The sequence below is a fragment of the Pseudomonas sp. NPDC077408 genome, from assembly GCF_050269105.1.
In the GTDB taxonomy this organism is placed as follows: domain Bacteria; phylum Pseudomonadota; class Gammaproteobacteria; order Pseudomonadales; family Pseudomonadaceae; genus Stutzerimonas.
The window spans coordinates 211,865-231,359 of the sequence record NZ_JBNNHS010000006.1 but is presented as its reverse complement, the minus strand read 5'-3'; the positions used below and the strand labels follow the sequence as shown (position 1 = coordinate 231,359).

At 62.8% G+C, this 19,495-nt stretch carries 17 protein-coding genes; 16 read left to right on the top strand and 1 reads right to left on the bottom strand.

The window, feature by feature from the left end; all coding sequences use genetic code 11:
- Nucleotides 1-134: 134 nt before the first annotated feature.
- The 14 genes from ACQKEK_RS16730 (at nucleotide 135) to ACQKEK_RS16665 (ending at nucleotide 15,242) form a co-directional block, all read left to right on the top strand.
- On the top strand, nucleotides 135-1,094 hold the full coding sequence (locus ACQKEK_RS16730) for an AAA family ATPase (RefSeq protein WP_046162160.1): 960 nt from the start codon (nucleotides 135-137) through the stop codon (nucleotides 1,092-1,094).
- Entirely contained in the window at nucleotides 1,094-2,065 is a 972-nt protein-coding gene (locus ACQKEK_RS16725; RefSeq protein WP_045426226.1) for a DUF58 domain-containing protein, read from the top strand. Before ACQKEK_RS16730 ends, ACQKEK_RS16725 begins: the two co-directional genes overlap by 1 nt.
- On the top strand, nucleotides 2,062-2,562 hold the full coding sequence (locus ACQKEK_RS16720) for a DUF4381 domain-containing protein (protein ID WP_499143825.1): 501 nt from the start codon (nucleotides 2,062-2,064) through the stop codon (nucleotides 2,560-2,562). Before ACQKEK_RS16725 ends, ACQKEK_RS16720 begins: the two co-directional genes overlap by 4 nt.
- Complete coding sequence (locus ACQKEK_RS16715) at nucleotides 2,555-3,568, top strand: VWA domain-containing protein (protein WP_499143824.1); 1,014 nt, start codon at nucleotides 2,555-2,557, stop codon at nucleotides 3,566-3,568. Before ACQKEK_RS16720 ends, ACQKEK_RS16715 begins: the two co-directional genes overlap by 8 nt.
- Nucleotides 3,565-5,292 carry a VWA domain-containing protein gene (locus tag ACQKEK_RS16710; protein WP_499143823.1) on the top strand — a complete coding sequence of 576 codons (1,728 nt, stop codon included), beginning with the start codon at nucleotides 3,565-3,567 and terminating at the stop codon, nucleotides 5,290-5,292. The genes ACQKEK_RS16715 and ACQKEK_RS16710 overlap by 4 nt, the downstream gene beginning before the upstream one ends.
- Nucleotides 5,289-6,911 carry a BatD family protein gene (locus tag ACQKEK_RS16705; protein ID WP_128119249.1) on the top strand — a complete coding sequence of 541 codons (1,623 nt, stop codon included), beginning with the start codon at nucleotides 5,289-5,291 and terminating at the stop codon, nucleotides 6,909-6,911. Before ACQKEK_RS16710 ends, ACQKEK_RS16705 begins: the two co-directional genes overlap by 4 nt.
- A gap of 188 nt (nucleotides 6,912-7,099) precedes the next feature.
- Nucleotides 7,100-8,320: a CmpA/NrtA family ABC transporter substrate-binding protein gene (locus ACQKEK_RS16700; RefSeq protein ID WP_499143822.1), complete on the top strand. Its 1,221-nt coding sequence runs from the start codon at nucleotides 7,100-7,102 to the stop codon at nucleotides 8,318-8,320.
- Nucleotides 8,321-8,334: 14 nt separating this feature from the next.
- Nucleotides 8,335-8,913, top strand: a complete 579-nt coding sequence (locus ACQKEK_RS16695) for an ANTAR domain-containing response regulator (protein ID WP_045426206.1) — start codon at nucleotides 8,335-8,337, stop codon at nucleotides 8,911-8,913.
- 585 nt (nucleotides 8,914-9,498) lie between these two features.
- Nucleotides 9,499-10,872 carry a CmpA/NrtA family ABC transporter substrate-binding protein gene (locus ACQKEK_RS16690; protein ID WP_499143821.1) on the top strand — a complete coding sequence of 458 codons (1,374 nt, stop codon included), beginning with the start codon at nucleotides 9,499-9,501 and terminating at the stop codon, nucleotides 10,870-10,872.
- A 52-nt stretch (nucleotides 10,873-10,924) separates the two neighbouring features.
- Nucleotides 10,925-11,914 (top strand): ABC transporter permease, encoded by a 990-nt coding sequence (locus ACQKEK_RS16685; RefSeq protein WP_499143820.1) that lies wholly within the window; start codon nucleotides 10,925-10,927, stop codon nucleotides 11,912-11,914.
- Between the two features lie 9 nt (nucleotides 11,915-11,923).
- A complete protein-coding gene (locus ACQKEK_RS16680; protein ID WP_499143819.1) occupies nucleotides 11,924-12,718 on the top strand; it encodes an ABC transporter ATP-binding protein in 795 nt (264 codons plus the stop codon).
- Between the two features lie 130 nt (nucleotides 12,719-12,848).
- The gene (locus ACQKEK_RS16675; RefSeq protein WP_499143818.1) at nucleotides 12,849-13,970 is read left to right on the top strand and encodes a methyl-accepting chemotaxis protein; all 1,122 of its coding nucleotides are present in this window, start codon (nucleotides 12,849-12,851) and stop codon (nucleotides 13,968-13,970) included.
- A 2-nt stretch (nucleotides 13,971-13,972) separates the two neighbouring features.
- Entirely contained in the window at nucleotides 13,973-14,668 is a 696-nt protein-coding gene (locus ACQKEK_RS16670) for a hypothetical protein (RefSeq protein ID WP_499143817.1), read from the top strand.
- Between the two features lie 130 nt (nucleotides 14,669-14,798).
- Nucleotides 14,799-15,242, top strand: a complete 444-nt coding sequence (locus ACQKEK_RS16665) for a thioesterase family protein (protein ID WP_499143816.1) — start codon at nucleotides 14,799-14,801, stop codon at nucleotides 15,240-15,242.
- On the opposite strand, the gene ACQKEK_RS16660 is transcribed toward ACQKEK_RS16665, so the two are convergent.
- Nucleotides 15,235-16,182, bottom strand: coding sequence for a 1-phosphofructokinase family hexose kinase (locus tag ACQKEK_RS16660; protein ID WP_499143815.1), 948 nt, complete (start codon nucleotides 16,180-16,182; stop codon nucleotides 15,235-15,237). The two genes, ACQKEK_RS16665 and ACQKEK_RS16660, sit on opposite strands and share 8 nt — an antisense overlap.
- Before the next feature lie 344 nt (nucleotides 16,183-16,526).
- On the opposite strand from ACQKEK_RS16660, the gene ACQKEK_RS16655 reads away from it, so the two are divergent.
- Both ACQKEK_RS16655 and ACQKEK_RS16650 read left to right on the top strand, forming a co-directional pair.
- On the top strand, nucleotides 16,527-17,738 hold the full coding sequence (locus ACQKEK_RS16655) for an MFS transporter (RefSeq protein WP_499143814.1): 1,212 nt from the start codon (nucleotides 16,527-16,529) through the stop codon (nucleotides 17,736-17,738).
- A gap of 81 nt (nucleotides 17,739-17,819) precedes the next feature.
- The gene (locus ACQKEK_RS16650; protein ID WP_499143813.1) at nucleotides 17,820-19,493 is read left to right on the top strand and encodes a bifunctional protein-serine/threonine kinase/phosphatase; all 1,674 of its coding nucleotides are present in this window, start codon (nucleotides 17,820-17,822) and stop codon (nucleotides 19,491-19,493) included.
- Nucleotides 19,494-19,495 lie beyond the last annotated feature (2 nt).

The following is a 19,495-nucleotide window of genomic DNA, read 5'->3' as shown; positions in this document are numbered from 1 at the left end:
CCGGCCAGTACAGACCATCGGCTGATCTGGCGTGACGAACTTGCCGAGCCGCGCATAGCCGGCCCCTCGGTAATGAATTAAAGTCGTGCCGGTCGAGCGCCCGCCCCGACACGCCCCTGCAGAAGAGCCAAGCGATGGATCACCGTGAAGCCATAGTCGCATTGCGACACTTTCTTTCAACTCAGATCCTTGGTCAGGAACGGCTAATCGAGCGTCTGCTGATCGCCTTGCTGGCTGATGGCCATATGCTCGTCGAAGGCGCCCCGGGACTGGCTAAGACGCGGGCGATCAAAGAGCTTGCAGGTGGCCTCGAAGCGGAATTCCATCGCATCCAGTTCACGCCCGATCTGCTCCCTGCCGACATCACCGGTACCGAGATCTACCGGCCGGAAACCGGCAGTTTCGTATTCCAGCAGGGCCCCATCTTTCACAACCTGGTGCTGGCGGACGAAATCAACCGAGCGCCTGCGAAGGTCCAGTCGGCGCTGCTCGAAGCCATGGCCGAGCGGCAAGTCAGTGTCGGCCGCAGTACCTACGATCTGTCACCACTCTTTCTGGTCATGGCCACACAGAACCCAATCGAACAGGAAGGCACCTATCCTCTGCCCGAAGCGCAGCTGGACCGCTTCCTGCTTCACGTTAAGTTGGGCTTTCCCGACGCTTCGGTGGAACGACGCATCCTGCAACAGGCGCGCGGTGAAGCAATCAATGGCGAAACCGCGCCCGAGCACCGAGTTTCTCAGCAGGCAATTTTTGCCGCGCGCAAGGAAATCCTTGGCCTGTACATGGCCGACGCAGTGGAGGAATACCTGGTGCAGCTGGTCATGGCGACGCGCACCCCCGCGAAGTTCGACGCAGAGCTGGCTGGCTGGATTGCTTACGGCTCCAGCCCGCGCGGTTCGATCTCGCTGGATCGCTGTGCACGCGCCCATGCCTGGCTGGCTGGCCGGGACTTCGTCAGCCCTGAAGACATTCAGGCCGTGCTGTTCGATGTGTTGCGTCATCGCTTGATCCTTTCGTTCGAAGCGGAAGCCGCCGGTATCGATCAGGATCGCGTCCTGCAGCGCATCCTCGACGTGGTCGCGGTGGCCTGATGCAACCCTCGCGGTCCGCCGACGACAGGTCGCCGCCTACGAAGCCCGACGATGGGATCCGGGTGAGCCTTGCCGAGCTGATCGACATGCGTCATCGCGTCCGTGAAGTGCCCTTGTTTACCAGCCCGCATCGGCGCAGCCAGTTGGTCGGCCTGCACCACTCGAAGCTGCGCGGGCGTGGGGTGGATTTCGATCAGGTGCGCATCTACCAGGCCGGTGATGATGTCCGCACCATTGACTGGCGAGTCACTGCACGCACACAGGAGCCGCATACCAAGCTGTTTCATGAAGAACGCGAGCGCCCAATCTATTTGCTCGTTGAACAAAGTCCACGGCTGTTCTTTGGTAGCGAGCGGGCCTTCAAATCAGTGGTGGTTGCCCAGGCCGCCAGCCTGGTGGGTTGGGCCGCGCTAAGTCACAACGACCGCGTCGGCGGTCTCGTCTTCGGGCGCGGCGAACAGCAAGAAATCAAACCCCGGCGCAGCAAGCAGAGCCTCCTGCAACTGTTGGACCGCCTGGCCCGCGCCAATGCCAGTCTAGAAGCCGACCAGCCCGATGACCCCGAGGCCTTTGGCCTGGCCCTCAGGCGTGCACGCGAAGTGCTACGTCCGGGTAGCCTGGCGGTCATCATCTGTGACGAACGCGCCCTGAGCGATGCCGCGGAACAGCAGATGACCTTGCTTGCGCGGCATGTCGACCTGCTGCTGATCCCGGTCTGTGACCCACTCGATCATGCGTTACCGGCAGCCGGGCTGTTGCGTTTTGCGCAGTTCGGCGCTCGGCTGGAGCTGGACACCCATGACGCCGCGCTGCGACATACCTACCGACTGCAAGGCGAAGCGCGCAGCGCACGCTGGAAACGTCTGGCTGACCGTTTACGCCTGCCGTTAATGCCGCTGAATACCTCGCGTGAACTAGTTGAGCAGATGCGCGAACACCTCATCGGGCAACATAAAGGCGCGCCCCGATGAACGCCCTCGAGCTTGAACCCCTCATTACCCCAGCGGCTATAAGTTGGTGGCCCCTGGCGGCCGGCTGGTGGTTCCTCGCCGCCCTGCTGCTCAGCGTTGTTCTTCTGCTGAAATTCCGACCCTGGAAGCGACTCCAGCGCGGGAAACGAGGCGATTTGACCCAACACGAACACCCCCTCGACCCTCAGCGCCAGATTGCACTGCTGGAACTTGCCCAGTTGGACAAGCCCTACAATGGCCAACCGGCCAGCCACTGGCTGCAACAACTTAATGCGCTGCTCAAACGCCTGTGTCGGATACGCTATCCGGACGATCATCCACATACGTTGAGCGGGCGTGCCTGGCTGGCGTTTCTTGACAATCGGTGTCCGGCGGCCGGATTGACGCGTTGGATGGTGTTGGTTGAAGGCGCTTACCGCGCCGAGTGCCGGCTGGACGACAAGGCCATCCAAGGCCTAGAGCAGTCCGTGCAGATCTGGATTCGCAAGCATGTTTGAGCTGGCCTGGCCGTGGGTCTGGCTCCTGTTGCCACTGCCCTGGCTGTTGCGCTGGCTTTTGCCAGTATCCGAAAGCGGCGACGCGGCGCTGAAGGTTGGCTTTCTGGCCGAACTGGAAGCCCTTGCCGGCCGCCGGGCCGCCATCGCCCTGCCCGCCTGGCGGCAGCAGCTACCCTATCTGCTCATTTGGCTTCTGCTGGTGTTCGCGGCTGCGCGGCCGCAATGGCTTGGCGAACCGCTGCCGCTTCCCACTAATGGTCGCGACCTATTGCTCGCGGTCGACGTGTCCGGGTCCATGGATTACCCGGACATGCAATGGCAAGGCGAAGAGGTCAGCCGGCTAGAACTGGTCAAACACCTGCTCGGTGACTTCATTGCCGAACGGCGCGGCGATCGCGTCGGGCTGATCCTATTCGGCAGTAAGGCCTACCTGCAGGCACCACTGACCTTCGACCGGCAAACGGTACGCACCTGGCTCGATGAGGCTGTGATCGGCATCGCCGGGAACAACACGGCCCTCGGCGACGCCATCGGCTTAGCCGTCAAGCGCCTGCGCGAAAGGCCAGCGAAAAGTCGCGTGTTGGTGCTGATTACCGACGGCGCAAATAACGGTGGCGAAGTCGAGCCCTTGCTCGCGGCTCGACTCGCCGCGGCGGCAGGCGTCAAGGTGCATACCATCGGCATCGGTGCAGAAGCGAGTGACAGCACGCTTAGCCGCTTCGGTTTCAACCCCGGCGGCGATCTGGACGAAACGACCCTGCGCGCAATCGCACATGAAACCGGCGGCGAGTATTTCCGAGCGCGTACGCATGAAGAACTAGAAGCAGTCGGTACCACACTCGACCAGCTCGAACCTGCTGCCCAACAGCCGGCTCAGGCACGCGTGGCCACTGCGCTTTATGCCTGGCCACTGGCGACCGCGCTGCTGTTCAGCTGGCTGTTGGTCGCGCGCAGCATCTGGCCGCTGTCGCTGCGTCAACTCGGCCGGCGGAGCACGCCATCATGAGCGAACTTCTGCCGCACTTGCTCAGACCGTTCTGGTTAATCCTTTTGCCACTACCGATATGGCTGTTGTGGCGGTTATGGCATCGACAGCGCCAGACAGGCCGCTGGCAGCGCCTGTTGCCCGAAGCCTTTCATAGCGTTCTGCTCACCCGCGGCAAGCTGCGTAACAGCAAGCTCCCTTGGCTTCTGCTTGGCTCCGCCTGGCTTTTAAGCTGTCTGGCGCTGTTAGGGCCAAGCTGGCAACAGATCGAGCAGCCCAGCCTGTCACGCTCGGACCCGCTGGTGATCTTGCTGGAGACGACCCCGGCCATGCTGGCAACCGATGTGCGCCCAAGCCGGCTCGAGCAGGCCAAACGCAAGATCATCGATTTGCTCCAGACCCGTCAGGACGCGCAGACGGCGGTGGTGGTATTCGCCGGCAGCGCTCACACCTTGGTGCCGCTGTCCAACGACATGGCCACCACGCAAAACCTTCTGGATGCATTGAAACCCGACCTTATGCCCGAACCTGGTTACCGCGCTGATCTGGCGGTGATGCAAGGCATCGAACTGCTCCAGCAGGGCGCCAACGGCCGCGGCCGCCTGCTGCTGATCGGCAGCAGCCTGAGCGCGCCAGAACGCACAGCAATTGAGCAACTGCTCGAAGACAGCGATCAGTCGCTGCTCCTGCTCGGCATCGGAACCGAACAGGGCGCTCCGATTCCCCGTGAGGACGGCAGTTTCCTCAAAGATGATAAAGGCGCCATCATCATTCCTCGGCTGGACGACACTGCCATGCGGCGTTTTGCCAGCCGTATCGGTGGACGCTATCAGCAGGCTCGAGTCGATGATGCGGACCTGCGCAACCTCGGTTTGCTCGAACGCAACGGCAAGCTCGTGGCGCAAGACGAGACCACCCGTCTCGACAGCTGGCATGACCAAGGCTACTGGCTGCTATTGCCCCTGTTGTTGCTTGCCGCCTGTGCCGGGCGCCGGGGTTGGCTTTTCTGCTTGCCACTCTTCCTGTTCGTCCCGCAACCCGCCAGCGCTCTAAGCTTCGACGACCTCTGGCTACGCCCCGATCAGCAGGGCATGCGCCTGCTGGAGTCTTCTCGCCCAGACGAAGCCGCAAAACGCTTCAAGAATCACCAGTGGCAGGGCTATGCGCGCTACCAGGCCGGAGACTTTGCCGGCGCCGCCGAACAATTCAGCCAGGGCGACTCCGCAGCCGACCACTACAACCGCGGCAATGCCTTGGCACGCAATGATGAGCTGAAAGCCGCCATCGAGGCTTATGAGCAAGCCTTGGAACTGGACCCCGGCCTGGACGTTGCGCGACGTAATAAAGCCGCAGTCGAAGCGGCCCTGCGCCAGCAACAGACTCAGGAAGAAGCCAATCCCGACGAGCCGACACCGCAAGAACGGACACCTGAAACCACGCAGCACAAGCAGGCGCGCGGAAGCAAAGGGCCAGCCGCATCGTCCGCTTCGACGGATCAAGCCACGACGCAGGCCCCGCCAAGCCAAGCGGGCGAGGTTTCGAGCGAAACACAGAACGAGGCCCCTCCCGAGTCCAACTCAGAAGCGACCGACCAGCCGATCGCACAGGCACAGGACGTGCCCGTCGATCCCGAGCAGGATCAGGCAATGAACCAGTGGCTGCGCAAGATTCCGGACGACCCCGGCGAGCTGCTAAGGCGCAAGTTTCTTTATGAACAACGCAAACGGCAGGAATTGAATCGATGATGCGCTGGCTGACATTGGTGTTTCTGCTGCTGCTGGGCCTGCAGACGAACGCCGCGACCTTGCTCGCTCGGGTCGACCGCACCGAATTGAGCTTGGACGAAACGGTCGAACTAACCCTGGAAACGGCCGATGGCACCGCCTTTGGCAAGCCGGACTTGCAGCCACTCGACGGCCTTTTCAAGGTGTCTGGTACTCGCCAGAGCAACCAGCTTGCCGGCGCCAATGGCGAGGCGAAGGCGATAACCCAATGGCAGGTCACGCTCCAGCCACAGCAGACCGGTTATGTCGTCATTCCCCCTCTGCAACTCGGCGATGCCCGCAGCGAACCCATCACCTTGCATGTCACCGAGCCCAGTGCGGGCGATAGCGATCTTCTTGCGCCGATTTTCATCGACGCCAGCCTCGATCAGGAAGTGGCCTATGTGCAGGCACAGGTGCTGCTGACCCTGCGTATCTACCATTCCGTATCGCTTTACGACGACAGCACCTTGTCCCCGTTGCAAATGAGCGACGCGCTGGTGGAGCGACTGGGCGAACCACGCACCTATGAAAAAGACATCAATGGGGTTCGCCACGGCGTGATCGAAATCCGCTACGCGCTGTTTCCGCAGAAGAGCGGCGAGCTGACGATCCCCGCACAGCTGTTCAGCGCCACCACGGTCGCACCGGCGACCGGTGATCAGTACGGCTCCAGGTTCGGGCGTTCGACTCAGGTGAAATCTCCCACCATTCCGTTGACGGTCAAAGCCAAGCCAGCTGAATATCCCGCCGACGTCCCCTGGCTGCCTGCCCGGAGCCTGACGCTGGTCGAAGCCTGGAGTCCGGAACCGGCGGACGCTCAACTGGGTGAAGCCCTGACCCGCAGCCTTTTGCTGAAAGCGGACGGACTGACCAGTAGCCAGCTGCCACCCATCGGCTCGACCGAGGTTCCAGGGCTGCGCAGCTACCCCGACCAGCCGACCCTGAACAACGAAATCACCACCAACGGCGTCAGCGGCAGTCGCGAGCAGCGCGAAGCCTTGGTCGCGACGCGCACCGGTGATTTCCAGCTCCCACCCGTTGAAGTGGTCTGGTGGAACACCCTTGACGATCGCCTGGAGCGCAGCACTTTGCCTGGGCGGAACCTGCTGGTCGCCGACAACCCGAACCTTCAACAGCCCACCATTGACACGCCAGACGTGCCTGAACAGCGTGAAGCGCGTCGGCTGTGGCCTTGGCAGCTGAGCAGCGCCTTGCTGGCGCTGACCACCCTGCTCGGTTTTGGCCTGTGGCTGCATGCGCGTAGCCAACCTGCGGTGATCCGCACCGTGCAGACCGGTCCGACCCCGCGCAGCCTGCTCGATGACCTGAAACGGGCCTGCCTGGCCAATGACACCCAGGCTACCCGCCATGCACTTGATGCCTGGGCGCGTCAGCAGCCCGAGACGTTGGCCGATATGGCGGCGCGCTTCGAGCCGCTGTCCGACGCACTCGATGGGCTAAACGGTGCACTGTACAGCGAGACCGGTCAACGCTGGCAGGGCGAAGCCTTGTGGCAGGCCATTCAGAGCCTGCCGGCAAGACAGGCTGGCGATGCAGAGCGGGAAGCCAGCGCACTGCCGCCGTTGTATCCGCGCTGAATTGCGGGATCCCGGTTCCGGGGTGACGACCAGTCCATTCGCCACTGCCGCTGTTCGTGCTCCGACTAGATAGACGCGTCGTGTCCTGCGCTTGGCATGTGGCTTGCTAAACCTGAGTCAGTTATCCCGGCTCGCACCGAACCCCTTCCGGACGGTGTGCGCTTCGCATGGCAAAGGTTCCCCTCAGCATGACCGATCCCACCCCTTCGCTCCGCCCTGACGCCAAAGCCTGGGTCGCCGGCAGCGACGCGCCAGAAAAGCATGTCGTGAACCTTGGTTTCATGGCGTTGACCGATGCTGCATCACTGATCGTCGCCGCCACCCAGGGCTTTGCCCAGCCCTACGGCCTCACGCTCAACCTGCAACGGCAGAGTTCCTGGTCCAGCGTGCGAGACAAACTCGTTGAAGGCGAACTGGATGCCGCTCATGGGCTTTACGGGCTGATCTACGCCGTGCATTTGGGCATCGGAGGCGGTGCACCGAAGGACATGGCGGTGCTGATGGGGCTGGCGCAAAACGGTCAGAGCATCAGCCTCTCCCGCGAGCTGAAGGCCGCTGGCGTGACCGATCCCGATGCGCTCGGCAAATGCGTGCGCCAGAGTGGTGCAAAAATCACCCTCGCGCAGACATTTCCAACCGGCACTCATGCACTCTGGCTCTACTACTGGCTGGCCGCCAACGGCATTCACCCGTTGGCCGACGTGCGCACGCTGGTGGTGCCGCCATCCCTGATGGTGGCCCATTTACGGGCGCGTCGCATCGATGGCTTCTGCGCCGGCGAGCCATGGGGGGCGCAGGCCATTGAAGAAGACATGGGCTTCACCATCGCGACCAGCCAATCGATCTGGCCGGACCATCCGGAAAAAGTGCTCGGCTGCACGCGCGAATTCGTCGATCAGTACCCCAATACCGCCCGTGCGCTGGTCATGGCCATCCTCGAGGCCAGCCGTTTCATAGACGAGAGCCAGGAAAACCGCCGCAGCACCGCACAGCTGATCGCCGGTAGCGACTATGTCAATGCGCCCGTTGCGGCCATCGAGCCGCGCTTTCTCGGTCAATATGAAGACGGCCTCCGCCATGCCTGGCTGGACAAGCACCCGCTGCGCTTCTTTGGCAACGGCGAAGTGAACATGCCCTACCACTCCGACGGCCTCTGGTTCATGACTCAGCTACGCCGTTGGGGCCTGCTGCGCGAAGATCCGGATTATCTCGCCGTGGCGCAAAGCGTGCAGCAGACCAGCCTCTACCGTGACGCGGCGACTGCCTTGAACATCCCTGTGCCCGACTCACCCATGCGCAACGCCATTCTCATGGACGGCAGTCGCTGGGATGGCAGCGATCCGGCGGGTTACGCACGCAGCTTCGCGTTGCATGCACTGGCCGACACCGCAGCGCACCCCAAGCCTTGAAAAGGGAGACTGTCATGCTTCGCGTTCTCCTGATCGACGATACCCCGCGCAAGGTCGGCCGCTTGCGCAGCGCTCTGATCGAAGCCGGATTCGAGGTGATAGAGGAATCCGGTCTGACCATCGACCTGCCCGAACGGGTCGAGGCGATCCGCCCGGATGTGGTGCTGATTGACACCGACTCCCCCGGCCGCGACGTGATGGAACAAGTGGTGATGGTCAGCCGTGACCAGCCCCGTCCGATCGTCATGTTCACCGACGACAACAACCCCAACGCGATGCGCCAGGCCATCCGCGCCGGCGTCAGCGCCTATATCGTTGAAGGCATCCAGGCCCAGCGCCTGAAACCGATCCTCGACGTGGCCATGGCCCGCTTCGAAAGTGACCAGGCGATCCGTGCGCAACTGCACGCGCGCGACCAGCAACTGGTCGAGCGCAAGCGCATCGAACTCGCCAAGGGCATGCTGATGAAGATGCGCAGCTGCAACGAAGAAGAGGCCTACACCCTGATGCGCCGCCAGGCCATGAGCCGTCAGCAGAAGCTGATTCAGGTGGCTGAACAGATCATTGCGATGAACGACCTGCTGGGGCAGTAACCTGCAGCAGCGTTTCGGCCCTCTCCTAGCGTTAGCCTAGCCAAATGGCCGGATAAATTCGGCCGTGCGAGGCCATGCCAGCTGTCAGTTAAGGGCCCAGTGCTGAGGTTTGCACAATGCGTCCCTCGTAGCGGACTTGTTCGCTTCTCAAACCACGCGGTTCTGGGCCGAACCGTACTGCCCTCGCCCCCGCAACAACGCCTAGACAGCCAAGCCCACTTTTCGCCTCATGAGCAGCACGCCTGCGCTCCGTTCAAACGAACCAAAACGGAGCCAAGGGGTGCGCTGGCTGCACGCCTATCGCGCCGAACCGAGTTGCAGCGTGCCGAGACGGCGGCAACCCGCCCATGACTGGCTCGATCCGCAAGCCATTGTATTGATGTAGCTTTTTTTATTTTTAGCCGCTGCAAATCCCGGCATTGCGCGACCTGGCCTGCCCCTTGCAATCTCTCCAGTACCACGTCTTCGGGTCGCCAACGGCGGTGATCGGGACGAATTGACAAAGGCGTCAACGGTGCTCGCTCTGCTCATGCAGAGGGTGCGTCCGTTACGCCTTTTTTTCGTTTCGCGATTGAGGGAAAAATCATGCGCAAGACTCGCCGTACGTTGCTGAAAACGCTGATTGCCAGCCTCGGATGCTCTGCCCTGCTGCAATTGGTACCGATGACCGCTTGGGCTGCCGAACCCGAGAAAGAAGAATTGAAGCTTGGCTTCATCAAGCTCACCGATATGGCGCCCCTGGCCATTGCCTACGAAAAGGGTTTTTTCGAAGATGAAGGCCTCTATGTCACGCTCGAAGCTCAAGCCAACTGGAAGGTGCTGCTGGACCGCGTGATCGATGGCGAGCTGGACGGCGCGCACATGCTCTCCGGCCAGCCGATCGGCGCCACCATCGGCTTTGGCACCAAGGCCGACATCATTACGGCCTTCACCATGGACCTCAATGGCAATGCCATCACGATGTCTAACGCCGTCTGGGAGCAGATGAAACCCAACGTGCCCATGATCGATGGCAAACCGCAGCACCCAATCAAGGCCGACGCGCTGAAGCCGGTGATCGAGCAGCTCAACGCCAGTGGCAAGTCGTTCAACCTGGGCATGGTGTTTCCGGTATCCACACACAACTACGAGCTGCGCTACTGGCTCGCCGCTGGCGGCATTCATCCCGGCTACTACGCGCCGAACAAGGGCGACATCAGCGGCCAGATCGATGCCCAGGCATTGCTCTCGGTCACTCCGCCGCCACAGATGCCTTCGACTATGGAAGCCGGCACCATCCATGGCTACAGCGTTGGCGAGCCGTGGAACCAGCAGGCGGTGTTCAAGGGTATCGGCGTGCCGGTAGTGGCCGACTACGCGATCCGCAAGAACATGTCGGAAAAGGTCTTCGGCGTCTCCAAGGCCTGGGCCGAAGCCAACCCGGAAACTCACAAACGGCTGGTCAAGGCGCTGATCCGAGCCGGCAAGTGGCTTGATGAAGATAACAACGCCAACCGCCAGGAAGCGGTGGAGATTCTCTCGCGGCCCGAGTACGTCGGTGCCGACGCCAAGGTCATCGCCAACTCCATGACCGGCACCTTTGAATTCGAGAAAGGCGACAAGCGCGAGGTACCGGACTTCAACGTCTTCTTCCGCTATCACGCCACCTACCCCTACTACTCCGACGCCATCTGGTACCTGACGCAGATGCGCCGCTGGGGCCAGATCGCCGAAGCCAAGCCGGACAGCTGGTACCTGGAGACCGCCAAGCAGGTTTATCGCCCCGACATCTACCGCGAAGCCGCCGCCGCGCTGATCGAAGACGGCCTGCTCACTGCGGACGACTTTCCCGCAGCCGATGAAGACGGCGTCCGCGAGCCGCTGGCCGACACCATTGATGGCATCACCTACGACGGACACACGCCCAACGCCTATCTCGAACAGTTCGCGATCGGCCTGAAAGGCGATACCACCCTCTGATCCCGCCACCAGGGAGCCGTTGCGGCTCCCGATACCCGGAGAGGACACGTCGATGAGCAATCCAGCCGTCGCAAAAAACATCAAGCAAACGCTCGAGGCCGGCCGCCAGGCCCGGCTCAAGCGCTGGCTGCCGCAGGTAATCATGCCGCTGGTGGGCATTCTGGCTTTCCTGCTGTTCTGGCAGCTGGTGGCATCGAATATCCAGACTAGCCTCGGCCAGTTTCCAGGGCCCAGCCAAGTAGCCGAGCAGTTCAACGGCCTGGTCGATGCGCATCTTCAATCGCGCGAGAAAGCCGAGGCCTTTTACCTGCGCCAAGAGGAGCGCAACGCCGCGAAACTGGCGAAGAACCCGGACGCCGAGGTGAAGATTCGCCCTTACACCGGCAAGCCGACTTTCTTCGAGCAGATCTTCACCAGCCTCTACACGGTGATGACCGGCTTCGCGATCGCCTCGCTGATCGCCGTGCCGCTGGGCATTGTCTGCGGGCTGAGCAAGACGGTGTACAGCGCGATGAACCCGCTGATCCAGATCTTCAAACCGGTGTCGCCGCTGGCCTGGCTGCCTCTGGTGACCATGGTGGTCAGCGCCGTCTATGTCAGTGACGACCCGCTGATGGCGAAGTCCTTCGTCACCTCGGCCATCACCGTCGCGCTGTGCTGCCTGTGGCCCACGGTGATCAACACCACGGTGGGCGTCGCCAACCTCGATAAGGATCTGCAGAACGTCAGCCGTGTGCTGCGTCTGTCACCACTTAGTCACGTGCGTCGCATCGTCCTGCCCGCTGCCATTCCGATGATCTTCACCGGCCTGCGCCTGTCGCTGGCAACCGGTTGGATGGTGCTGATTGCCGCGGAAATGCTGGCGCAGAACCCCGGCCTCGGAAAATTCATCTGGGACGAGTTCCAGAACGGCAGTTCCAACTCCCTCGGCCGGATCATGGTCGCGGTGATCGTCATCGGCCTGATCGGCTTCGCCCTGGATCGCATCATGCTGATGCTCCAGCGCCGCGTGAGCTGGGACAAGAACGCAGACCTGCGCTGAGGAATCCACATGAACCCTACCCATCTCGAACTCACCGGCGTCGGTATCAGCTTCCCCACCGACAAAGGCCTCTACTGCGCCCTGCAGAACGTCAATTTGCGCATCGCCAAGGGCGAATTTGTTTCGCTGATCGGCCACTCCGGCTGCGGCAAGTCGACGGTGCTGAATATCGTCGCTGGCCTCTATCAGGCCACCACCGGCGGCGTGATCCTCGACGGCCGAGAGGTCAACGAGCCCGGCCCGGAGCGCGCCGTGGTGTTCCAGAACCACAGCTTGCTGCCCTGGCTTTCCTGCTATGAGAACGTCGAACTGGCGGTGCGCCAGGTCTTCAAGGGCCAGAAGAGCAGACGTGAAATGCGCGACTGGATCGAGCACAACCTCGATCTGGTGCACATGACCCACGCCCGCGACAAGCGCCCCAGCGAGATTTCCGGCGGGATGAAGCAGCGCATCGGCATCGCCCGCGCCCTGGCCATGCAACCCAAGGTACTGCTGATGGACGAGCCCTTCGGCGCGCTCGACGCACTGACTCGCGCGCACCTGCAGGACTCGCTGATGGAGATCCATGCCGACCTCGGCAACACGGTAATCATGATCACCCATGACGTCGACGAGGCCGTGCTGCTCTCCGATCGTATCGTGATGATGACCAATGGCCCCTCGGCCACCATCGGCGACGTTCTGCGCGTTGATCTCCCGCATCCACGCGACCGCATGACGTTGGCACACAACGCTCAGTACCACGCTTACCGTGCGCAGGTCCTCGAGTTCCTCTACCAACGCCAGCAGCGGCCCGCGGCATGACCGCCACGCGGCTCAGTTTTGCCTTGCATGACGCGCCGCGCCGGCACTTTTCGGATCAACGAGGTTGCTCGCGAAGCGTGTCCAGTTCGAGCTCGCACAGCCTTCAGCAAATCAAACCGGAATCAACGACATGGACAGAGCATTGATCGGCACCAGCCAGACGACAGAAGCCTGCAAGGCCGAGCCAGGCACTGCGTTTAGCCAGCACCTGGACTGGCTGCTGCTTGCGGCCTGGGCGGGCGCCTGTCTCGCAGCCCTCTGGCAGCAGCCGCTGCTGTCGCTGATGCTCGGTTGCCTTGCCGGAGGCATGCAGCTCGGCCAGCAGCGCAAACGGCGCGCAAGCCAGCGTCATAGCGACCACCTGTTGAGGCTGCTTGGCCGGCAACAGCACCTCAGCGAGCCGCGCGAGCATCTGGTCGCTGCTTTCAGTGCCCAGTCGCTGCGCAGCGAACGTCTGCGCAGCGAGGTGCAATTCGCCAGCGATGCCCTGGAGCGCATGGCCGGTGCAGCCGAGCACACCAGCATCGACCAGGGTCAGCGCGTCCTGGCAATCACTGACGCCAGCAAAGCGCTGAGCGACAACCTCGCGCGTGTCGACACGCTGGGTCAGCAAGCCATGCAGGCCTTTGCCGAAACCCATCGTGACAGCCAGGCCGGTCGCGACCGCGCTCTGGCTGTCAGCCATTCGATGAGCGATGTCCGCGAAAGCATGCAACGCACCGCCGATGCGGTCGGCCAGCTGCTTCAGGACACCGCCGCGGTGGGCAAAGCCGCGTTGAGCATCCAGAACGTCGCCAAACAAACCCAGCTGCTCGCCTTGAATGCCTCGATCGAAGCCGCGCGCGCTGGCGAGCATGGTCGCGGCTTTGCAGTCGTCGCTGACGAGGTTCGTCAGTTGGCGCTGACCAGCGACCGCGCCGCCCAGGACATTACCCGTGTGGTTGCGACAACAGGCGCTGCGGTCCGCCGTGTGGAAGTCGAGGTCGTTCAGCATCAGCAGTTGCTCGAGCAAAGCGGCCAGCAGAGCAGCGCATTGGCGACCGAACTCGACCAGTTGGCGCGACGCAGTCAGCAGAGCCTGGCCGAGCTCGATCATTTGCATGCGGCCCTCGATGAACAGCGCAACAGCAATCACCTGCTCCGTGTCCAGCTCGAGCACGTCGAAACAGGCGTCGATCAGCAGCGCGCCCAGGCCGAAGAACTGCACAGCCTGACCCTCTATCTCACCCGCCTCAGCCGTACGGAAGCCTGACCATGGAAGTATCAATCGCCCTGACTCTGGCCGCCTGCCTGGTCCTGCTTGGCAACCATCTGAGCCGCGTCGCGGCCGAGCGGCATCGCAAGCGAATCAGCACCACCGATGTCCAGGCGCTGCAGCAGGCGCTGGAAGTTCTACAGTTCATCCAGAAGCATCGCGGCCTCGGTGGTCAGCGCGATGCCTCGGCAGCAACGCAGCGCCTGGAAGTGGCTGGCCGGCTCGACCGACTCTGGCAGGAATGGAATGGCGACGAAAACCGCCCCGCGATGCGTGCGCTGTGGCAGCAGATTCGCCAGAGCCCGGGCGACTTCGAGCCGCACTGCATCCTCATCGAACAGGTGCTCGAGAGCATTCACGTACTGGAGCTGCGCCTGGCCTACCAGGGCAATCCACAGGTCACCGGCCTATGCGAAGCCTGCCGCTCACTGGAAGACCTTGGCCGGTTGCGCGGCCTCGCGGTGCGTGCGGCCAATTTCGACACCTGCCCGCTGGATATGCAGATCCAGATGCGTTACCTGTGCCAGCGACTGGCCGACCCGATTGGCGGCAAGACGCTGAGCAGCCTCATCGAACACTTGGAGCAGAACCTGATCAATGCGCCGCGCATCAGCCTCGCGCCGGCCGAATGCTACGCGTTGATCACGCCGATTATTGATGAGCGCCTGCAGGGTATTCGCCATAGCATCGCCTAATGGGTATGACAGCAACGGGCGCAGCCACTTGAGACGATTGTCGGACTTGGGCCTGGTCGGCGGACGCGTACAATCCGCGTCCCGCACGTTGCGCTGAAACGGCGCCACGCATCCAGCCCACGAGAGCACCATGGCCCGCCTGACTCTGCAGTTTCCAGAAGACCAGTTCTGTTTCACCACCCAACTGACGGTACGCATCACCGATATCAACGCCGGCGACCACCTGGCGAACGACTCGATGATCTCGATGATTTCAGAGGCCCGCGCGCGCTTCCTGTTTGCCTACGGCATCGCCGAGACCAGCAAGGACGGTGGTGGAATTATCGTCACCGACCTGGCGACCACCTACAAAGCCGAAGCTCATGCACGGGATGCCTTGTTGTTCGAGGTCGGCGTCATGGATTTCAACAAGTACGGCGGCGACATCACCTTCCGTATCACCCGGCCGGCCGATGGCACCCTGATTGCCATGGCCAAATCCGGCTTCGTTTTTTACGACTATTCGCAAAGCCGTGTCGTCGCCATGCCTGACGCATTTGCCGCGAAATTCCCGCGGGTCAACCGGATCAATTAACCCAACATTCGCCATCGCCGAGCTGCAGCAGTCGCTGCACATCCTCGTGATTGCAGAGTTCGGTACCGGGGCGCATCACGGTTGCGCTCCCGGCGGCGATACCGAAGCGCACAGCCTCATCAATGCCGCGCCCTTCGGCCAGCGCCAGCACAATGGCACCGAGCATACTGTCGCCGGCGCCCACCGCACTGACGACTGGGACCTGTGGCGAGCGCAGCCGGTGTAGCTGCTCGCCATAGGCCATCAGCGCCCCTTCCGCGCCCAGCGAGAGCACAATTATTTGCGCACAACCGTTCGCCATCAGGCCGCGTAGCGCTTGCTCCTGTTCCACTTCGCTCGCGATCGGGCGCCCAACCAGAGTCGACAGCTCGTTGAGGCTCGGTTTCAGCAGGTATGCACCGCCCCGGCGTGCAGCGTAGGCCAGGGGCTCGCCGGACAGATCGACGACCAGGCTGGCACCGATGCGTCGCGTCAGTCTGAGCAGATCATCGTAGAACGTAAGCGCCACACCCGGCGGAAAGCTCCCGCTCAGCACCAGATACCTCGGCGCTGGATCCAGCGAGGCCATTGCGTCGAGACAGCGGGTCAGCTCATCTGCGGACAAGCAAGGGCCAGGCAGCACGAAACGGTACTGCAGCCCAGTCTCGAACTCGTCCACCGTGAAACTTTCACGCGTGTCCCCAACGATCGGAACGGGGTGATGCGCCAGGCCCAGCTGATCCAGCGCACGCGTGAGCAGATCACCGAACGGACCGCCTGCGGGATAGATGGCCACCGCATCGCCCCCCAGCGTATCGACCACCCGCGCGACGTTGATCCCTCCGCCGCCCGGGTCATGGCGCGGCAGCGAGCAGCGCAACTTCTCGGTGCTGGTCACCCGCGCAGTGCTAACGGACAGATCCATTGCCGGGTTCAGGGTCAGGGTGGCAATAACGGGCATCGATCACTCCTCGAAGCTTGGCAGGCCAAGCCTAGCAGCCGCCGTGAGGGTCAATACCATCACCAAGGCAATGCCCCGAAATGGCCCTCATCGCACAACGGTTGTGCAGCCGACGCCGCCCGGTTGTCCGTGCCCAGCGTCACTGCTGCGTAAAAACGCGGTCTCCAGCAGACTGGCACGCTAGGTGCTTGGTTCTCGGCACGGTAGGCCAACGGCGGTCTCCACGTTAAGACAAAGGCGTCGCAACATTCCTGCTCCGGCAGGCGTGCTGCGGCGCCTTTTTGTTTTCGCCTCGAAGCTGGGGCGGCCTCTTTTGCACTAGATGAATGCCTGGAGCCTACCCGATGAATACCAGTTTCTGGAAAGCCGGCCACACCCCGACACTGTTCTCCGCCTTTCTCTACTTCGACTTGAGTTTCATGGTCTGGTACGTGCTCGGCCCCATGGGCGTGCAGATCGCCGCGGACCTGGGGCTGACTACGCAACAGCGTGCCTTCATGGTCGCCACCCCCATTCTCTCCGGTGCCGTGCTCAGACTGGTGCTGGGCATGCTGGCCGATCGCACCTCGCCGAAGACCGCCGGGTTGTTCGGCCAGGTCGTGGTGATCGCCGCCTTGTTCATCGCCTGGTTGCATGGCATTCACAGCTATGAGCAAGCGCTGCTGCTCGGCCTGTTCCTCGGCATGGCCGGCGCTTCGTTCGCCGTGGCGCTACCCCTGGCCTCGCAGTGGTATCCGCCGCAGCATCAGGGCAAGGCCATGGGCATTGCCGGTGCAGGCAATTCCGGCACGGTGCTCGCGGCGCTGTTCGCACCGGTACTGGCCACGATGTTCGGCTGGAGCAACGTGTTCGGTCTGGCACTGATTCCGCTAGTACTGACGCTGATCATCTTTGCCACGCTCGCCAAGAATGCGCCGAACCGCCCTGCGCCGAAATCCTTCGCCGATTACATGAAGGCCCTGGGCGATCGCGACAGCTGGTGGTTCATGTTCTTCTACAGCGTCACCTTCGGCGGCTTCCTTGGCCTGGCCAGCACGCTGCCCGGCTACTTCCACGACCAGTACGCCTTCGACCCGGTCAAGGCCGGTTATTACACGGCCGCCTGCGTATTCGCCGGCAGTCTGCTGCGCCCATTGGGCGGTGCACTGGCGGACCGCATCGGCGGTATTCGCTCGCTGCTGGTGATGTACACCGTCGCCGCTATCTGCCTGTTCGTGGTCGGCGTCAACCTGCCAAGCTCGACGGCGGCGCTGGCGCTATTCGTTGTCGCCATGCTCAGCCTGGGTGCCGGCAACGGCGCGGTGTTCCAACTGGTGCCGCAGCGCTTCAACAAGGAAATTGGCGTGATGACCGGACTGGTCGGCATGGCCGGTGGCATCGGCGGCTTCCTGCTGACCGCAGGCCTGGGCGCCGTCAAGCAGGCCACCGGTGACTACCAAATGGGTCTGTGGCTGTTCGCCAGCCTCGGTGCGCTGGCCTGGTTCGGGCTCTATGGCGTCAAGCGTCGCTGGAGAACCACCTGGGGTTCCGCTGCGATGACCGCCGCACGCGTCTGACTTCGAATACGCTGACTACAAGGCAGGCCACACTCGGCCTGCCTTTACCGTTCCCCCGGCGTGCCTTTGGAGTAATCCCTTATGCCGTTGCAGCTCTCGTTTGGCGAAGCCACCGCAACCGGCCCGCGTGAGGAGAATCAGGACGCGCTGCGGATCGTCACGCCAACACCGGGGCTCGCCGCGAGCAAGGGTGCGCTGTTCGCGATTGCTGACGGCGTCAGCCAGTGCGCTGATGGCGGCCTTGCCGCTCGGGCCACCTTGCAGGCGTTAGCCACCGACTACTACGCCACGCCGGAGACCTGGACTGTCGCGCAGTCCCTCGACCGGCTGCTGGTCGCCCACAATCGCTGGCTGCAGGCCAACGGTGGCGGGCAGCCGCTGCTGACCACGTTGACCGCGTTGGTGCTGCGCGGCCGTCGCTTCACCCTCGCCCATGTTGGCGACTGTCGCGCCTATCGCTGGCTCGATGGCGAGCTGCAGCGGCTCAGTGAAGACCACGTGTGGGAGCAGCCGAACATGCAGCACGTGCTCAAGCGTGCCATGGGCCTGGACCAGCATCTGGTGGTGGACTACCTCGACGGCGAGCTGCGCCTCGGCGAATCCCTTTTGCTGCTGAGTGATGGTGTCTGGGCCGGCATCACCGAAGGCGATATCCGGAATGTGCTCAGCGCCGAACCTGATCTGACCAGCGCGGCTAGGGCGCTGGTCCATCTATCCCACCAGACCGGCAGCCAGGACAACGCCAGCGCCCTGCTGCTGCGGGTCGACGAACTGCCGGAAGCGGCACTAGCCGATTCGCTCGCGCAGCTGGCGGACTGGCCGTTGCCGCCCAAGCTACGCCCCGGCCAGATATTCGAAGGCTGGACGGTCCAATCACTGCTGGCCGAGTCGCGTCAGTCGTTGATCTACCGGGTGCATGATCAGCAGGGCCAGTCCTGGCTGCTAAAAACATTGCCGCCCAGCCGCGACGATGAACCCGAAGCCGGGCCAGCCCTGCTGCAGGAAGAGTGGTTTCTGCGTCGCGTCGCCGGCCGTGCCTTTCCCGAAGTCCACGGACTGCCCCAGCGCCAGCACCTGTATTACGTGCAGCGTGAATACCGTGGCCAGACCCTTGCCCAGCGATTCGCTCAACAGGGCCCGATGGCACTGACCGATTGGCTGCAGATGGCCCCATGCCTGGTCCGAGCATTGGGCATGCTGCACCGGCGCAACATCCTGCACCGCGATATCAAGCCCGAGAATCTGCATCTGGATGACAACGGCGAGTTGCGCCTGCTGGATTTCGGCCTTGCCTATTGCCCAGGTCTGTCCCGAGACCTGCCGCATCATCTTCCGGGCACACCAAGCTACATCGCGCCCGAGGCCTTTAGCGGCGAAGCGCCGAGCCGGGAGCAGGACCTCTATGCGGCAGGCGTCACCCTCTACTTCCTGCTGACCGGCCGTTTCCCCTATGGCGAAGTCGAGGCTTTCCAGCGGCCCCGTTTCGGCAGCCCTGTGCCAGCAAACCGGTATCGCCCTGATCTGCCCCAGTGGCTGGATGACATGCTCAGCCGCGCCGTCGCGGTTGACCCCTCGCAGCGCTTCGAAACCGCAGAAGAATGGCTGCTGACCTTGGAACAGGGGGAGCGGTTGGCCAGCAACACGGCAACGCTACCGCTGCTAGAACGCGAACCGCTGAAGGTCTGGCGTGGGCTGGCCCTGATTTCGCTGCTGCTGAATCTGGTGCTGGTGGTCTGGTTGGCGAAAGGCAGCTAACT

Bases quoted from the DNA above. Each gene is read 5' to 3' on its own strand.
- ACQKEK_RS16725 (WP_045426226.1), top strand. From the start codon at position 1,094: ATGCAACCCTCGCGGTCCGCCGACGACAGGTCGCCGCCTACGAAGCCC.
- ACQKEK_RS16670 (WP_499143817.1), top strand. From the start codon at position 13,973: ATGGAAGTATCAATCGCCCTGACTCTGGCCGCCTGCCTGGTCCTGCTT.
- ACQKEK_RS16660 (WP_499143815.1), bottom strand. From the start codon at position 16,182: ATGCCCGTTATTGCCACCCTGACCCTGAACCCGGCAATGGATCTGTCC.
- ACQKEK_RS16655 (WP_499143814.1), top strand. From the start codon at position 16,527: ATGAATACCAGTTTCTGGAAAGCCGGCCACACCCCGACACTGTTCTCC.
- ACQKEK_RS16720 (WP_499143825.1), top strand. From the start codon at position 2,062: ATGAACGCCCTCGAGCTTGAACCCCTCATTACCCCAGCGGCTATAAGT.
- ACQKEK_RS16685 (WP_499143820.1), top strand. From the start codon at position 10,925: ATGAGCAATCCAGCCGTCGCAAAAAACATCAAGCAAACGCTCGAGGCC.
- ACQKEK_RS16690 (WP_499143821.1), top strand. From the start codon at position 9,499: ATGCGCAAGACTCGCCGTACGTTGCTGAAAACGCTGATTGCCAGCCTC.
- ACQKEK_RS16700 (WP_499143822.1), top strand. From the start codon at position 7,100: ATGACCGATCCCACCCCTTCGCTCCGCCCTGACGCCAAAGCCTGGGTC.
- ACQKEK_RS16680 (WP_499143819.1), top strand. From the start codon at position 11,924: ATGAACCCTACCCATCTCGAACTCACCGGCGTCGGTATCAGCTTCCCC.
- ACQKEK_RS16710 (WP_499143823.1), top strand. From the start codon at position 3,565: ATGAGCGAACTTCTGCCGCACTTGCTCAGACCGTTCTGGTTAATCCTT.
- ACQKEK_RS16695 (WP_045426206.1), top strand. From the start codon at position 8,335: ATGCTTCGCGTTCTCCTGATCGACGATACCCCGCGCAAGGTCGGCCGC.
- ACQKEK_RS16675 (WP_499143818.1), top strand. From the start codon at position 12,849: ATGGACAGAGCATTGATCGGCACCAGCCAGACGACAGAAGCCTGCAAG.
- ACQKEK_RS16665 (WP_499143816.1), top strand. From the start codon at position 14,799: ATGGCCCGCCTGACTCTGCAGTTTCCAGAAGACCAGTTCTGTTTCACC.
- ACQKEK_RS16650 (WP_499143813.1), top strand. From the start codon at position 17,820: ATGCCGTTGCAGCTCTCGTTTGGCGAAGCCACCGCAACCGGCCCGCGT.
- ACQKEK_RS16730 (WP_046162160.1), top strand. From the start codon at position 135: ATGGATCACCGTGAAGCCATAGTCGCATTGCGACACTTTCTTTCAACT.
- ACQKEK_RS16705 (WP_128119249.1), top strand. From the start codon at position 5,289: ATGATGCGCTGGCTGACATTGGTGTTTCTGCTGCTGCTGGGCCTGCAG.
- ACQKEK_RS16715 (WP_499143824.1), top strand. From the start codon at position 2,555: ATGTTTGAGCTGGCCTGGCCGTGGGTCTGGCTCCTGTTGCCACTGCCC.